12 protein-coding genes are annotated in these 15,501 nt (G+C 67.7%); 6 read left to right on the top strand and 6 right to left on the bottom strand.

The window, feature by feature from the left end; translation table 11 throughout:
- Nucleotides 1-8: 8 nt before the first annotated feature.
- From AB0915_RS17035 to eccE, 5 genes are all read right to left on the bottom strand, one after another.
- Nucleotides 9-1,886 (bottom strand): ABC transporter substrate-binding protein, encoded by a 1,878-nt coding sequence (locus tag AB0915_RS17035; protein WP_366691842.1) that lies wholly within the window; start codon nt 1,884-1,886, stop codon nt 9-11.
- Nucleotides 1,887-2,083: 197 nt separating this feature from the next.
- Nucleotides 2,084-4,708, bottom strand: a complete 2,625-nt coding sequence (locus AB0915_RS17030; RefSeq protein ID WP_366691841.1) for an SCO5717 family growth-regulating ATPase — start codon at nt 4,706-4,708, stop codon at nt 2,084-2,086.
- Between the two features lie 325 nt (nt 4,709-5,033).
- The gene (locus AB0915_RS17025) at nt 5,034-5,267 is read right to left on the bottom strand and encodes a DUF397 domain-containing protein (RefSeq protein ID WP_358860056.1); all 234 of its coding nucleotides are present in this window, start codon (nt 5,265-5,267) and stop codon (nt 5,034-5,036) included.
- 85 nt (nt 5,268-5,352) lie between these two features.
- Entirely contained in the window at nt 5,353-6,063 is a 711-nt protein-coding gene (locus AB0915_RS17020) for a hypothetical protein (protein ID WP_366691840.1), read from the bottom strand.
- A complete protein-coding gene (gene eccE, locus AB0915_RS17015) occupies nt 6,060-7,400 on the bottom strand; it encodes a type VII secretion protein EccE (RefSeq protein ID WP_366691839.1) in 1,341 nt (446 codons plus the stop codon). Before eccE ends, AB0915_RS17020 begins: the two co-directional genes overlap by 4 nt.
- 185 nt (nt 7,401-7,585) lie before the next feature.
- Here eccE and eccB point away from each other — a divergent pair, with 185 nt between their 5' ends.
- From eccB to AB0915_RS16985, 6 genes are all read left to right on the top strand, one after another.
- A complete protein-coding gene (gene eccB / locus AB0915_RS17010) occupies nt 7,586-9,118 on the top strand; it encodes a type VII secretion protein EccB (protein ID WP_366691838.1) in 1,533 nt (510 codons plus the stop codon).
- 11 nt (nt 9,119-9,129) lie between these two features.
- Nucleotides 9,130-10,389 carry a type VII secretion-associated serine protease mycosin gene (mycP, locus tag AB0915_RS17005; protein ID WP_366691837.1) on the top strand — a complete coding sequence of 420 codons (1,260 nt, stop codon included), beginning with the start codon at nt 9,130-9,132 and terminating at the stop codon, nt 10,387-10,389.
- Nucleotides 10,390-10,554: 165 nt separating this feature from the next.
- Nucleotides 10,555-11,028, top strand: coding sequence for a hypothetical protein (locus tag AB0915_RS17000; RefSeq protein ID WP_366691858.1), 474 nt, complete (start codon nt 10,555-10,557; stop codon nt 11,026-11,028).
- A 1,764-nt stretch (nt 11,029-12,792) separates the two neighbouring features.
- Complete coding sequence (locus AB0915_RS16995; RefSeq protein WP_366691836.1) at nt 12,793-14,052, top strand: S8 family serine peptidase; 1,260 nt, start codon at nt 12,793-12,795, stop codon at nt 14,050-14,052.
- A 79-nt stretch (nt 14,053-14,131) separates the two neighbouring features.
- Nucleotides 14,132-14,491, top strand: coding sequence for a WXG100 family type VII secretion target (locus AB0915_RS16990; RefSeq protein WP_366691835.1), 360 nt, complete (start codon nt 14,132-14,134; stop codon nt 14,489-14,491).
- 64 nt (nt 14,492-14,555) lie between these two features.
- Nucleotides 14,556-14,858: a WXG100 family type VII secretion target gene (locus AB0915_RS16985; protein WP_366691834.1), complete on the top strand. Its 303-nt coding sequence runs from the start codon at nt 14,556-14,558 to the stop codon at nt 14,856-14,858.
- 180 nt (nt 14,859-15,038) lie between these two features.
- On the opposite strand, the gene AB0915_RS16980 is transcribed toward AB0915_RS16985, so the two are convergent.
- Nucleotides 15,039-15,365, bottom strand: a complete 327-nt coding sequence (locus AB0915_RS16980) for a hypothetical protein (RefSeq protein WP_366691833.1) — start codon at nt 15,363-15,365, stop codon at nt 15,039-15,041.
- Nucleotides 15,366-15,501: the final 136 nt, after the last annotated feature.

The following is a 15,501-nucleotide window of genomic DNA, read 5'->3' as shown; positions in this document are numbered from 1 at the left end:
CCGCGTGACTATTCGCGGTCCTCCGCCGTGGACCGGCGACGACGCGTCATGAGGAACCCGCCACCGGCGAGCACCATCAAGGCGACGACGATGCCGATGACGACACCGGTGGAGTTGCCACCGCTGTCACTGCCCGAACCGCTCTTGCCGTCAGCCGCCGGAACGGCCGACCACCAACTCCAGTACCCATCCTGGCCGTAGATGTTGCCGGCCGCCTCGGGCATGGTGGTGATGGACTTGATCTGGTCCGTCCGGTACGCCTCGACCGCGTTCGGGTACGCGATGATGTTCATGTACCCGGAGTCGTACAACCACGACTCCATCTGTTTGACGGTGTCAGCCCGCTTGGCCGGGTCGTACTCGGCGAGCTGCTTCTTGTACAGCTTGTCGTACGTCTTGTCGCAGATGAAGTTGTCCGTGGCGGCGCTCTCCTTGGCCTTGGCGGGCAGCGCGGAGCAGGTGTGGATACCCAGGACGAAGTCCGGGTCCGGGTTGACGGACCAGCCGTCGAACGCGAGGTCGTACTCACCGGCGTACCAGGGCACGGAGACGTCGTCGAGGCAGTCCACCTTCAGCCCGATGCCGAGCTTGCCCCACCACTCCTTGAGGTACTTGCCGATCGCCTTGTCGTTGGGGTCCGTGGCATGGCACAGGATGCGCAGGTCGAGCGGCTTGCCGTCCTTGCCGACACGCTGGTCGCCCTTGAGCTTGTAGCCCGCCTGGTCGAGCAGCTCGGCCGCCCGGGCCGGGTCGTAGGCCAGCGTCTGGCTGTCGGACGGCTGCCAGAAGTAGTCCCCGTAGCGCGGCGGAATGTACCCCTGGCCCTCGACGGCGTGACCCTGGAAGACCTTGTCGATGATGGTCTTGCGGTCGACCGCGAGGAAGAGCGCCTGGCGCACCTTCTGGTCGAGCAGGGCCTTGTTGCCGTTGCCGAACTTCTTGCCGTCCTTGGTCTGCGCGCCCGGGTTGGTCGCCAGTGCGAAGAAGCGGCGGCCCGGCCCCTCGTTGACCTTGATGTTCTTGTCGCCCTTGAGGGACGCGGCCTGGGCAGGCGTCAGCGCGGGGGCGCCCGCGACGAATGACACCTCGCCCTTGCGCAGCGCGGCGACCGCGGCGTCCTGGTCCTTGTACGTCTTGAAGACGAGCTCGTCGAACTTGGGCGCACCGCGCCAGAAGTTCTTGTTGGCCTTGAGCTTCACATACTGGTCGACCTTGTAGTCGGTCAGGATGAACGGCCCGTTCCCCACGATGGGGAACGTCGTGTCGTTGTTGAACTTCGAGAAGTCCCCGACCTTCTCCCAGACGTGCTTGGGAACGATAGGCACATCGAGCGCGGCCATGGTGGCCTGCGGTTCCTTGAGCTCGATGACCAGCTTGTCCGGGCTGGGTGCCGTGACCTTCCTGAAGTTGGCGACGAAGTTGCCGTTGGCCTGCGCGGCGCCCTCGTCGGTCATCATCTTGTTGAAGGTCCACGCCGCGTCCTCGGCGGTGGCCTGCTGCCCGTCCGCCCACTTGGAGTTGGACCGAATGGTGTACGTCCAGGTCAACTTGTCCGCGGACGGCTCCCACTTGGTGGCGAGGCCGGGGATCGTGTGGTTGTCCTTGGCGTCGTAGTTGGTGAGGTAGTCGTACATGAGCCGGAGGACGCTGGTGCTCATGAGCCGCTGAGCGAGGAACGGGCTCAGCGAGTCGACGCTCTGCGCGACCGCGACAGTCAGCGTCGTCTTGCCGTTGTCGGCGGCCTGTGCCTGCTGAGGCGCGGCGCCGAGGGGCATCCCCGGGACGATCGACCCGGCGGCCAGGGCAAGGGCCGCGGCACCGGAAGCCAGGAGGGTACGCAGACGTGAGCGTGGCTGAGCGGAGGGTGGTGGGACTCTTGTGACCATGGACAGGGACCTCGCGTCATGACTCGCACGGAGAAGGCGGGTTGATCTCTGGTTCGCCAGCTGGTGAAGCGAAGGTTTATCAGCGGTGGTCGAGCCGCGTCAACGGTGTGCCAAATGGCGTGTGGGCTGCAGGAATGCGAAGAGGGCCCGCACCGTGGGAACGGTGCGGGCCCTCATTGGTCGAGACCTCTGATGCCTTACTGCTGAGGCGCTGGCGGCAGCTGCTGCCAGCCGTTCTGCTGCCCGCCGGGGCCCGATTGCGGCGGGTAGGGCTGCTGGGTCTGCTGCCCGCCGTACGGCTGCTGGGGCGGGTACGGCTGTCCCAGGCCCTGGGGCTGCTGAGGCTGCTGGGGCGGATACGGCTGACCCGGTTGCTGCGGTACGTACTGCTGCTGACCGGGCATCGGGTGTCCGGGCATCGGCGGAGCGTACTGCGGCGGCGGGTTGCTGCCGTCCGAGGTCCACAGCCCCTGCTGCTGCTGGGCGCGGGCGAAGTCCTCGGCCACCATCGCGGAGAGGTTGAAGTACGCCTCACGCGTCTTCGGGCGCATCATGTCGAGGTCGACCTCGGCACCGGCCGACAGATGCTCGTCGAACGGCACGACGACCACACCCCGGCAGCGGGTCTCGAAGTGCTGCACGATGTCATCGACCTTGATCATCTTGCCGGTCTCGCGGACCCCGGAGATGACGGTGATCGACCGCTGCACCAGATCCGCGTACCCGTGCGCCGAGAGCCAGTCCAGCGTGGTGGAGGCGCTGGACGCACCGTCGACCGACGGTGTCGAGATGATGATCAACTGATCGGCGAGGTCCAGCACTCCGCGCATCGCGCTGTAGAGCAGACCGGTGCCCGAGTCGGTGAGGATGATCGGGTACTGCCTGCCGAGGACGTCGATCGCACGCCGATAGTCCTCGTCGTTGAAGGTCGTCGAGACCGCCGGGTCCACGTCGTTGGCGATGATCTCCAGGCCGGACGGCGCCTGCGAGGTGAAGCGGCGGATGTCCATGTACGAGTTGAGGTACGGGATCGCCTGGACCAGGTCACGGATGGTCGCCCCGGTCTCGCGGCGCACCCGGCGGCCGAGCGTGCCGGCGTCCGGGTTGGCGTCGATGGCGAGGATCTTGTCCTGCCGCTCGGTGGCCAGGGTCGCGCCGAGCGCGGTGGTCGTCGTGGTCTTGCCGACGCCGCCCTTGAGGCTGATGACCGCTATCCGGTAGCAGGACAGCACGGGTGTACGGATCAGGTCGAGCTTGCGCTGCCGCTCGGCCTCTTCCTTCTTGCTGCCCAGCTTGAATCGGGACGCAGCGGAAGGCGCGCGGCTGCTCTTCGCCTTCTGCTTGCCCCGGACCAGACGGTCGGAGGAGAGCTCGACGGCCGCCGTGTAGCCGAGCGGAGCACCCGGTACGGACCGCTCGCGCTGGTCATGCGTGACCGCCGTCGGCCAGGCCGTCCCAGTCCGCGGATCCACGGGCGGTCCCTGCGGCGGATGCTGCTGCTGAGGCTGTTGCTGCGGCAGCTGCTGGTGAGAGGGCGGCTGCGGGGCGACCGGGGCGGGCACGTGGGGAGCTCCCTGGACCGGCCGCTGGGGCGCCTGGGGCTGGGGTGCCTGGTGGGGCTGGGGCGACTGCGGGAATCCGTAACCGCCCTGTGGGGCCTCCTGCTGTGCGGGCCACTGGGGTGCCTGCGGTGACTGAGGCGGCTGGGGGAATCCGTAGCTGCCCTGCTGCGGTGGTGTTCCCTGAGGGGGCGGCTGCGGTGCGGGCTGCGGGAACGGCGGTGCCTGGGGTGCCTGCGGTGTCTGGGCAACGTTCGGGAATCCGTACCCACCGGGCGCTTCGCTCGCCGGGGCGGGAGCCGGAGCCGTCGCGGGCCACTGCGGCGCCGGCTGGGGCGTGTTGGGGTGCCCGGTGGCGGGCTGGAATGTGGGCGGCAGGGGCGGCAGACCGCCTTGCGCGGGCGGCGCCGGGGTCCACGGCGTCGGTGGAGCCGCGGGCGTGGCGTCCTGACGCTCCGGAGCCGGAGCGGCGGGCGGCGTGGCGTCCTGAGGTGCCGGAGCGGAAGCGGCGGCCGCGGGCACGGAGTCGGCGGGCGCATCGGACGGAGCGTCGGCGCCGTCATCCGGAGCTTCCTCGGCAACGGAGTCCGTACCGTTGTCGGCCGCCGCGTCGGAAGGCTCTGCGGCATCGGTCCGGCTGGACTGCTTGCTGGACTGCTCGGGCTGCTCGGACCGGACGGAATCCGACGGTACGGAATCGGCTCCTGCCGTCACACCCGCGTCCGTACCGGCCGGGCCGCCGTCAGGGCCTTCGGAACCGGCACCGGATGCGACCCGCCCCCCGTCCGCAGCCGCCTCCCGCTCCGCGATCTCGCGCTTCAGCGCGGCAGGTGAGAACCGCATGGTCGCGCCGCTCTCCACATCACCGCCCCCGAACGGATCCGGCGCACTGTTTCCCGCGCCCTCCGCAGGGGCGGGCGAAGGAGCGGCGGCGGAAGCGACAGGAGGCGTCTGACCCACAGGGGCCACAGGGGCCACAGGCGGAACGGGCGCAGGCGCGGGCGGCGCCGGGGTCCAGTCGGGTTCGAAGTCGCCCCCGACCGGCAGCCCGGGCGCGGACACCGGCGCCCCATGGGGCGGCGGAGGCGGCGCCAGGTGCGTTCCGGCCCCGCCCGACGAGTCCCCCGGCGCGTTCTGCGTGTACCAGGCGGGCGGGGTGTAGTCGATGGTGAACTCACCCGTCATCTCGGCGGGCTCCGCGTCGGACGACTCGTCGACGGGCCTGCTCCAGCCCCCTCGGATTTCGTCCCGATCGCCGTTCACTTTGCCTCCTGGTGTGGTCGAGCACCCTTGTGCCGTGGTGGGTGGGGGCGGCCGTTCCCGTATTCCGAACCGCCCGGCTCTCCCCCTCGGGGCGCGCATTGCCTGCCCGCAGGTCTTCTGCCGCGCCCGGACCCACCCTAATCGTCATCGGGCCCGCTCCGGCAAGCCGTTCGGCTCGGCAGAAACCATCCAGTAGGTCACGAACCGTCCTCAAGTGCCCCGATAGGGCAGCGTGTACGATCCGAAGCGGTCAACTCGGCACATACTCAGGCGTGGTGAGAGGGTGGCCATCGCCTCCGGACAGCCACCCTCACCTGACCCCTGCCTACGTGAGGTCGAACTCACCGTCCCGTGCGCCCAGGACGAAGGCACGCCACTCGGCCTCCGTGTACCGCAACACGGTCTCCGGTTCCAGCGACGAGCGCATGGCGACCGCACCATTCGGCAGGTGCGCGATCTCGACCCGTTCCTCGACGTTCTCGGTCCCCGGTGCGCTCAGCCACTCCACATCCGAGATGTCGAGAGCGTAGAGCTCTTCCTTTTCCTGCTGGGTGCCCATGGCGGCGTCCCTTCGATCGAACCGTGTCGTTCCCTGGCCATCCTCCCTGGAAGCGGCAGGCCCGGGGTTGCGAACGAAACAGTATTCAGTCCATCCGGCGAGCAGTGCCCAGCAGGCCGCTCTCGATATCCGTCGCGCTGGTCATCACCCAGTGGCGCTCGCGGCCCGCCACCCAGAGCGTGACACCGTCCGCCAGGGTGGGCAGGGCCTCGATCTCGGCCCGAGCGAGCCCCAGGATCCGGCCGATCTGATCCGCCTCGGCGGGCGAGACCCGCTGGACACCCACGAGCGTCGACGCCCGCATCAACCGGGGCGCCACAGGACTCAGATAGGGCAGCAGCGTCAACACCGACTGCCAGGGCGAGGACACCACCCGGCCACGGGGCGGGCGCATGCCACAGTCGCGCACCACCACCACCGGGCTGCCCACGGTCGCTCCGGTCGGCGGAACCTGGCCTACGTCATGGAGGGAGACGCACTCAAGACCGGCACCAGCGGCTTGCGCCAGAGTGGTCCAGGCCTGGGTCCGCCCGGTCTCGACCGCTACCCGCGCACCCGTGGCCGCCGCGCGCAGCGCCAGCACCTGAGCGGTCCACAGGCCGCCGATCAACAGGACGTCGTACGGCGCCGGGCGGTGGAACCCGATCATCTGCGTGCGCCCCTCGGCATCGCTGCCGATGATCACGCCGTCGTCCCCGACCGGCAAGGACAGCGCGCCCAGGTGCTCCGCCGCCAGGGTGTGCCCCGCGTGGCGAGGGCCGCGCAGTCCTCGCCTCGGCTCGGTGCGATGCGTCACTGTGCGCCTCCCAGCGGGAGCGTCGCCAGCACGCCCGGCAGTTGCTCGCGGTCCAGTCGCACCAGACCGACCTTGGCGTGCCGTGCGGCTTGCTCCAATGTCCTTCGCACCCCGACCAGTTCGGTGTCGGAGCCGCCGGTGATCCGTACGTGACCGGACACGGACACATCGCCCTGGTGTGAACCGCGTCGCACCGTCAGGCTGAAGGTCGTCGCATAAGCGGGGACCAAGGTCAGCAGCGATACGAGGCGGGGGAGAGGAGTCGCCCCCCGGCCCAACTCGGGCCAACGGTCCACCGCATAGACAGTGTGCCAACGGTCGTCGCACCGCCAGACCCTCGATGTTTCCATCGTCCGCCGCTGCGGCGCGGCATCCTGGCGTCCGGCGCGGGCCGACAGGATGGGACTGGCACACGCGGATGTCGCCACGGCGGAGTGCAGCTCTTCCTGGTCCAGCACCACGGCCCGGAATCCGGCGCCGGTGATCCGGCTCGCCACGTGGTCCGCGACCCGAACGAGACAGCGCTGAGCTCCGCCGATTCCGCCGCCGCGTGCCTCGACCGCCTCCTGGCACAGTTCCGGATCCAGTTTCACAGCCACCCAGGTCATCCGCACCGCGGGCGCCCCGGTCTGCTCCTGAAGGGGGGCGTAGGAGAGCCGCGCCGCCGACTGCTGCGGCAGATGCTGCGCCGGAGCGGGGCGTACCTGCTGCACGAGCTGCGCGGACTCCAGCACGATGTCGTCCACAGAGAGGGCATCGCCGAGGAGGGACAGCGGGAGCGCCCGCGCACCGCGCGCCTGGCGGAGCGATTCACCGCCGGCCTCGACCCGTACGACAGCGGTCAGGAACGTGCCGTCCCCGAGCATGCCCACCGTGCGGCGGTCCCGGTCGACGTAGATGTACGGAGCGAATCCCGGCACACTTTCCGCCACCGGCGCCAGCTGCGGCTCCGCACCCACGGCGGGCGCCACGGCGGTCCGCCTGCGATCGCGGAGGGCGAGTGTCGTCGACAGCCAGTCCTGCACGGCGCGGCCCCGGCGACGTACCACCGTGAGAAGCACCAGCAGGCAGGCGACCGTGACTGCGGGCACCAGCCAGATGCCGCCGAGCACGGCTCCCACCGCGGCGACCGCCAGAGCCGCCTCGACGAGCACCATCTGCCGCAGTACGGGACCGATGCGACCGTTCCGCGAGATCGGCCGCAGAGTCGTCGCCGCAGGGGCGTTCACCGACGGGGTGGGTGCTGCGCCGTCCGGCTCGTTGCCGTGTTGCCTTCGGGAAGGGCTGGACGTTCGATGGGTAGACCGCCCCGTGCGCTCGCGCGTCGCTGCACCCATCGCCGCATTGCCCCCTCGTGTCCCTGTCTACCGTTTCTTTTCACGGGCGTTGACCGGGCGATCACCCTAACCTGAGGAGTGGCGGTCAAGCGCCAACAGGCATAGTAGGGGGCCCGGTCGACGGCGGTGGCCCACAGTGTGTGTGGGAGCCTGGTCGCCCACTGGGGAAAAGGGGCAGCGGACAGATGGCATCACGGCGGGACGAACTCAACGCCTACACCTTCGCGAAGCGGAGGTTGATCGCACAGTTCCTGCAACCCAACCCGACCGGCTCGGAGGAGGGTGCACCGCGCCCCCTGCGTGCGGTGATGCCCGGTGCGATCGTCGGCGTCGTCATCCTTGCGGCGTTCGGAGCCTGGGGGATGTTCAAGCCCGTAGCACCCCAGAACTGGGACACCCCCTACGAGAATGTCATTATCGCCAGCAAATCCACCACGCGTTATGTGGTGTTGAAAACCGATGGCAAGACGCAACTCCACCCGGTGCTGAACATGTCCTCCGCCAAGCTGCTCCTTGCCCCGGACAAGGGCAAGGTCATCAACGTCGACGAATCGGTCCTCGACAACGGCACGATCCCCCACGGCGCCACCCTTGGCATCCCTTACGCCCCCGACCGGCTGCCGGCCAAGGACGAAGCCGGATCGAAGAAACGGTGGGCCGTCTGCGAGCGGCCCGGCGAGGGCGGCAGGGCCATCCAGAAGGCGGCGTTCGTCTTCGCCGAGCGCGAGCAGAAGAAGACCGAGGGCGCGGGGCGGCTGCACGGCGGTGAGCTGATGTACGTCGAGGGACCGGGACCGGACAGGACCCGCTACATCGTGGACGCCGCGGGTACGGCGTACAGGATGACGAAGGACGAACTGCTGCTGCGCACCCTGGTCGGCGACGGCCGCGCCCCCCAGCGAGTCTCCGCCGCGTGGCTGGACACCCTGCACACCGGAGACGCGGTCGACTTCCCGACCGTCCCCGGAACCCCCGGCGCCGACGCGGGCATCCCGGGGAAGCTGCCGCCCGAGGCGAACAAGGTGGGCACGGTCCTCGCGGCGACATCCGGCACCAGGACCCAGCAGTACGTGGTCCTGCCTGGCCGGGTCGCCCCCGTATCGGACTTTGTCGCGAAGCTCCTGCTCAGCAGCCGGGCCCTGGTCAACCTTGGCCAGGACGGCAAGGAGAGGCCTGTCAGCGCCGGAGCGTTCGAGCCCGGCGATGCCTTCGGGCAGGACATGAACTGGCCCACGAGCGCGCCGACGCCCGTCAACTCCGCGAGCGCCGCGGCCGGCAGCCGTAACACCGTGTGCAACGTTCTGCGCGATGTCGCCACGAAGGACGGGGCCAGCACGCTCAGCACGTGGGCGGGCACGAGCTTCCCCGCAACGCTCCCCACCGGCTCCAGCAGCGCCTACGTCACCCCCGGATCAGGGCAGCTCTTCCGGCAGTTCAAGGGGTCCAGCGCCGACTCCGGCCCCCTCTTCCTGGTCACCGACACCGGTCTGCGCTACGCCATGCAGTCCAATGGCGACAGCGTGCAGGACGACTCCGGCATCGGCGAATCCGGCACGAAGGAGGAGAGAGAACAGCGTCAGCAGGAGGCACAACAGGCGCAGAACCGGCTGGGGTACAAGGACGTCGATCCCGCGCCCATTCCGGCTGCCTGGTCCACGTTCCTGCCGACGGGACCGCGTCTGTCGACCGGCGCCGCCCGCCAGCCGCAGGGTTCGTGAGGAGTGACCACGTGACGACGCACCGCTCTCCTCGCCCCCGGCGCCTGCTGACAGCCGCGGCTGCCACCGCCGTCCTCTTCATCACGCTGCCCGTACTGCCCGCGGCCGCGGACGATTCCACCCAGTGCACCTTCCCCTCGAAGAAGTACGCGGGCCGCCCCTGGGCACTCCAGCGCGTCCTGATGGACGAGCTGTGGAAGCAGTCCACCGGAAAGGGCGTACGGGTAGCAGTCATCGACACCGGCGTCGACGTCAAGAACCCTCAGCTCACCAAGGCCGTGGACACCGGGAGTGGCCGCAACTTCCTGCCGAAGAACCTCAAGGACGAGAATGGCGGCAAGATCGAGCGCGGCAAGGAGAACGGCACCACCGACACGGTCGGTCACGGCACCAAGGTTGCCGGAATCATTGCCGCGCGAGAGGTGAAGGGCACCGGCTTCACCGGCCTCGCCCCGGACGCGACGATCATCCCGATCCAGCAGAACGACGCCGAGGGTCACGGAACGGCGGAGTCACTGGCCGCTTCCATCCGGTACGCCGCCGACGAGGCGGAGGCGGACGTCATCAACATCTCCCAGGACACGGCCAACGCGGTGAAGCCTGCGCCCGTCCTCAAGCAAGCGGTTGACGCCGCCCTGGTCAAGGGGATCGTGGTTGTGGCCTCGGCCGGCAACGACGGGCTGGGCGGCAACGTCAAGGAGACCTACCCGGCCTCGTACGACGGCGTCCTGGCCGTGGCCGCGTCGGACCGCAACAACGAACGGGCGGCCTTCTCCCAGTCCGGCGAGTTCGTGGGCGTGGCTGCCCCCGGCGTGGACATGATCTCGACGGTCCCCGGTGGCGGACACTGCGCCGACAACGGCACCAGCTTCTCGGCTCCGTACGTCGCAGGAGTCGCCGCCCTCATCAAGGCCAAGCACCAGGGCTGGACGCAGAAGCAGATCGTCGCCCAGATCCAGCAGACGGCGGAACGCTCGGTCGCGGGACACGACCGTCTGGTGGGCTGGGGCGTCGTCGACCCGGTGCGTGCCCTGACCGAGGACGACAAGCCCATCGAACACCCCATTGCGAACGAAGGTGTGAGCAAGGGCGAAGCATCGACACCTGCTGAACTCCACCTGGGCGAAACGGCGGACGAACGCAACGCACGCCTGGCGACCTACGTGGTGGTGGGCGGGGCAGTACTGGTCGCCGCGATAGCGGGTACGGCCGTGGCTGTGCGCGATACCCGACGGCGGTCCAGGCGGCTGGGACGAGTGAACCATGCTTGACGTGGCGTCAACCGGGGATCGGTCTGCGGAAGTTACGTGACGCACAAAAGACTTGGCCTGTTGTAGCCAGTGGCTAGAGTTTATGGAATGAGGTCAGACTTGTTCACGCGGGTGCGGTAGCAACGAGTGACGGTCTGAGCAAACGGGGAATCGGGGAGGGGAAGGATCGTGGCCGGTCCAGGCGGTGGCGGGGGAGGCTCGGGCGACCTCCGGCGTGGTGTTGGCGCGCTGGAGAAGTTCAGGGGGCGTGTCGATACGCTGCTTGCGGAGCTCGAGGGTTCGCCAGCCGGTAAGTCGAAGATTGCGGCGCAGACGGTTTCGCGCGCTGCCCTGAGTGGTCAGAACGCGTGCTTCGCGGAGGCGGACGGGCTGTACGCGCAGTACAACCGCGTCCACGAGGCGCTCGTCTCGCTCTCCAAGTCGCTGGGCGACCAGATCGAATACCTGAGCCTCGGCGTGCACGCGGCGGCCGTCGGCTTCGACAACGTGGACGACGACGTGCGGCGCCGGTTCTACGAGATCCAGGTCCTCCTGGACAAGGAGCACGAGAAGGCGCAGACCGACAAGGCCGACAAGCCTGAGCAGGCGCGCTCCGACAGCAAGACCGGCTCTGCCTACGACGACCTGGGTGATAGCTGATGAGTGACGACAAGCAGCCGGAGCTGACTCCCAAGGAACAGCACACGCAGGACAAGCAACGCGTCCAGACCCAGCTGATCGCCACTGATGTCAACCGGCAGGTCCAGAACGTCATGGAGTCCTTCGGCTTCGGGCGTTCGGGTTCCTCAGGACGGACTTCGTTCGAGGGCCACGAGCTCAACGCGATGATCGACCTGATCGAAAACTCCAATCCGGAGCACCTCGAAGACGCGGGTGAGGCGCTCTTGAAGGCAAGGACGGCCATCAAGGACGCCGCGAAGGAGCTGGGCGACTTCATCGGGGATGTCGACTGGGAGGGCGAGTCCGGAACCGCCTTCCGCGACTGGGGCAATGGCCTGGTTGCCCACGCCACGAGGCTGGGCGACTTCGCGGAGGCGGCCGGCACGCAGATCATGGTCGCGGGCACGGGCCTCGCCTCGGTGCGTAACTCGCTCCCGCCCCGTGACAACCGCGTCAGTCGCAAGTCCCCTGAGGAGATCGAGGCCCCGAAGCGGATCGAGGGCAACCCGGAGTACGCCGCGGCGGTGAGGGTCGAGAAGGACCGCCAGGAGGCCATCAACCAGGCGAACAGGCTGGCTTCGTACTACTCGGTTTCGGCGGAGACGCTGGCGGCGCAGGAGCCGCCGCGGTTCGACAAGCAGCTTGATGTTGCGATGCCGCGGCCGCAGGGGCGCATCCGAGTAACCGACTCCGGGAGCTCATCGGCAGGCTCCGAGAGGTTGAGTAACAGCACGACACCAGGGACCGCAGAGCACGTCGTCGCGAGCGGTTCGACCAACGTGAGTGCTACTGCCAGTCAAGCTGCTATTGGGATGCCCGTAACGGCACCGGTATCGAGCGAGGGCACCTCGACGGAGATCAACAGCGTGGCCACACCACCGGCTCCCGTGACGGCTCCCGGTCCATCTCCAGTTCCTTCGGCCACAGGTCCGGTCAGTTCCGGAGCACGCTCGACTCCGCCCGTAGCGAATGGTTTTGTGAATCCCGTGACGGGCGGCTCGCGGTGGTCCCAGGGATCGACAGGCCTGCCCAGGAAAGTCGCACAACCTGGGGGCAGCGGGCCCAGAGCCAGCGGCTCCACCAGCAGTGGCCCTGCGGCGAATGGTCGCGCCGGAGCCCCTGTGGGGCGTCCGGCTCCCATGGGTGGGGGTTCGGCCTCAGGCACATCCGGACGCGGGGGCAATCAGTCGCCTGTTGCCGGTCGATCTGGTGCGACTGGCAACAGGCCCGTGGCAGGAGGTCATGCAGGTAGGTCCGGAGCTTCCGGCCCGCTTGCAGGTCGAGGGAGCGGCATCGTAGGTGGGACCCCACAGCGCCCCGTTCCGGGCGCGGGTACGTCCGGGGCGGCTCGTGGTGTTCCGCGCGGCACAGTCATCGGAGCCGGAGGAGCGGCACAAACGGGTGGCTCTGCTGGACGTGCAGGGCAGCGGGGAGTCATCGGAGCCGGCGGAGCGAGCGGCGCGCCCCGCCCCGGTGGGCGGGGCACTCCCAGCGCCAACGGAGTCGTGGGTACGCCTCGTGGTGGTGCTGCCGGGACCGGCTCGGGCGCAAAGGGCTTCACAGTTGGGGGAGCAGGCCTGGTGCGTGGGCCCGCAGGCCGACGTGACTCTGACGATGAGGGCCAGGATGGCGGTACGGCACGTCCGGACTACCTGACGGAGGACAGAGAGACGTGGGAGGCCGGACGGCGTGGAGTCGCACCTCCGGTGATCGAGTAGATACAGGGAAGGTTCGAAAATCAGGATGGCAGCAGGAATGAGCCAAACCCGGAAGCGCCGCATGCCTGTCGGCTTGCGTGGGCGTCTGCTCAGCACGATGGCAGTGTTTGCTGCTTGGAGTATGGGATTCGCAGGGGCCGTTCCCTCTGCGGTCGCGGCGGACGTGCAGTCCAAGCAGTGGTATCTCGGCCCGATGCATGCGGAGGAGATGTGGAAGGTCACCACGGGCGAAGGCATCAAGGTTGCTGTCATCGACACCGGAGTCAATGCGTCCACGCCTTCTCTGAAGGGGCAGGTCCTGAAGGGGTTTGACGCTACAGGGACCGACGGCGATGAGCACGACGACTATGACGGGCACGGCACAACGATGGCTGAGTTGATTGCCGGAACGGGCAAGGGTGGGGGCCTGCGAGGCCTTGCACCAGGTGCGAAGATCATCCCGATGAGGATCACCGATACGGATTTCCAGAATGAGCATTCGGTGAATGCGCATGACACGGCGGATGCAATCCGGGCCGCAGCGGACAGCGATGCGCAGATCATCAGCATGTCGTTTGCTAGTGACTTCCCGGGCCGAGAAGAGCGAGAAGCCGTCAAGTACGCGCAAAGCAAGGGGAAACTGTTCTTCGCAGGGGTTGGGAACAATGCCAAGAAAGGCAATAAGGAACAATTTCCCGCCTCGTATCCGCAGGTAGTCGGTGTCGCTGCAACTGACAGCAGTGGCAAAGTTTCCACGTACTCTCAGCACGGGGACGCCGTAGATATTGCCGCCCCGGGAGATGGGATTCCGACGTGGTGCGATGCGAAGTTTCAGGGCTATTGCGACTCTGAGGGCGGGACCAGCCAAGCCACTGCCATCACCTCGGCATCAGCCGCCCTGATTTGGTCCGCCCACCCCGACTGGACGGCCAACCAAGTTCTCAACGTCCTCTTCGATACGGCTGGACGAGGAGATTGGGAGAAGGGCACCCTCAGTAATTACCTCGGCCACGGCATCATCCGTCCAGCCGTCAACATCCTGAGGGGCAAGGGAAACCCTGGAGCTCCTGACATCAGCCCCCTCACCAAGGAAAATACGTCCGGTTCCTCGGCCTCCCCTGCCCCGTCCGCATCAGCTTCGTCACAGCCCGACAAGAATGAGAAGGCTGATGACGCGGCCATGGCAGGCTCCAGCGCTGAGAAGGACGACAACAGTCAACTGGGCCTGATCCTCGGCGGAGCGGCAGCGGTAATCGTGCTCGGCGGGGGAGCCTTCGCGCTCGCCCGTAAGCGCCGCAGCGCCTGACTGGCCGTAGGTTCTTCACCCGTACCCACCGGCGAGTAAAGCCGGACCGAATAAGAGCACCAGGAAGGAAGCCGAAAAAATGGCCGATCAAAAGCTCTCAGATGCCGCTCTCCTCAAGCTGGAGGGTGAGCTCTCCACGCGCTTCGACTCCGTGAAGGGCCAGCTGAAGACGCTGCAGGCGACGATCGACAGCCTGGAAGGCGCTTGGAAGGGAATCGGCGCCGGCGCCTTCAACGCCAAGCAGGAAGAGGTCAATCGGAAGATGGTCAGCATCGCCCATCGGCTCCTCAATTTCCAGGAGGCCATCAAGGCGGCGCGAACCATTTCAGGTAACACCGAAGACGAAATCAAGCAGGCCCTCCAGGGTGTCGACGTCGTCAGCGGTTACTCGGGCGACGCGACGGCGGAGGCCAGGACCTCGAACCTCAACAACTTCTGACCTGGCTGCGCCCGCACCACGTACGAGCCAGTCACACCAAACCTAGATAACACGGGAGGACCGCATGCCGAACAACAACGACGGCACGATGGTTGTCACTTACGCGAGCCTGGACCTGGCCGCCGGGGCCATCGACCGGCAGAGCAAGCAGCTCCAGGAGGACCTTGCGTCCATCAAGCGGATGATCGCCAATGTGTCCGAGCTCTGGGTGGGCGAAGCCAAGAGCGCCTATGACACCGCTCAGCGCGGCTGGGACAACGACGCCACAGCGATTCACACCGCCCTGAGCGAGATCTCTCGCAAGGTGCGCGAGGCGGGGACTGCTTACCAGGCCGGCGACAAGCGGGCGAGGGCCAACTTCGAGTAATTCTCGACAGGACACAGTCAGGGTGGGCACGCACGGGAGGTGCCCACCCTGACCTGTGCCCCGAACACCAAGCCGATTACAGCGCGGCGTCCTTACCATCAGGCGGGGTGATGTCACCGGGCCCCGGAGTAGGCCCCTCCCCGATGGTCAGCAGGTACGGGGCGAGAGAGCTGATCTCTGTCAACTCGCTCGCGTAATCAGGGTGGTTGGTCCCGGCCACACCAGGCATCCGTTGCTTCCCGGACGCAGGGAAATCAGCTGGGCCGCACGGTCGGGAGTGCGCAGCGACATCCGGAACCCGCCGTCCACAGCGGTGACCTGGGCGCTCCCGTCGTCGTGCGCGAGGCCCCACGCGGCGACACGGGCGTCAGGCTCGCCACTGTCGGTTTCGAACTGCTCGACCACGGCGAAGAGGCGGGGTGCGGTCGCTTCGACGAGGGCGCGGATCTCGTGGGCGAAGCGGTCAGGAGGGCCGGCGGGGGAGGAAGGTGGAGATACGTTAGCCATGCGAAGTCTCCTGTCAGTGGGAGGAGTTGAACGGCATAGATAACGTAGCTTGTGTGGGGATAGATGTATCCCTTTCGTGGGGAGAGTTTAGACATTCCGTCGTGTGAGTGACGGATGGAATACCTGCGCGAATGGA

It is taken from the genome of Streptomyces sp. NPDC048411 (assembly GCF_040704695.1).
Lineage (GTDB): Bacteria > Actinomycetota > Actinomycetes > Streptomycetales > Streptomycetaceae > Streptomyces.
Note: the sequence above shows the minus strand (reverse complement) of the source record. Positions and strands in the feature narration are given on the sequence as shown.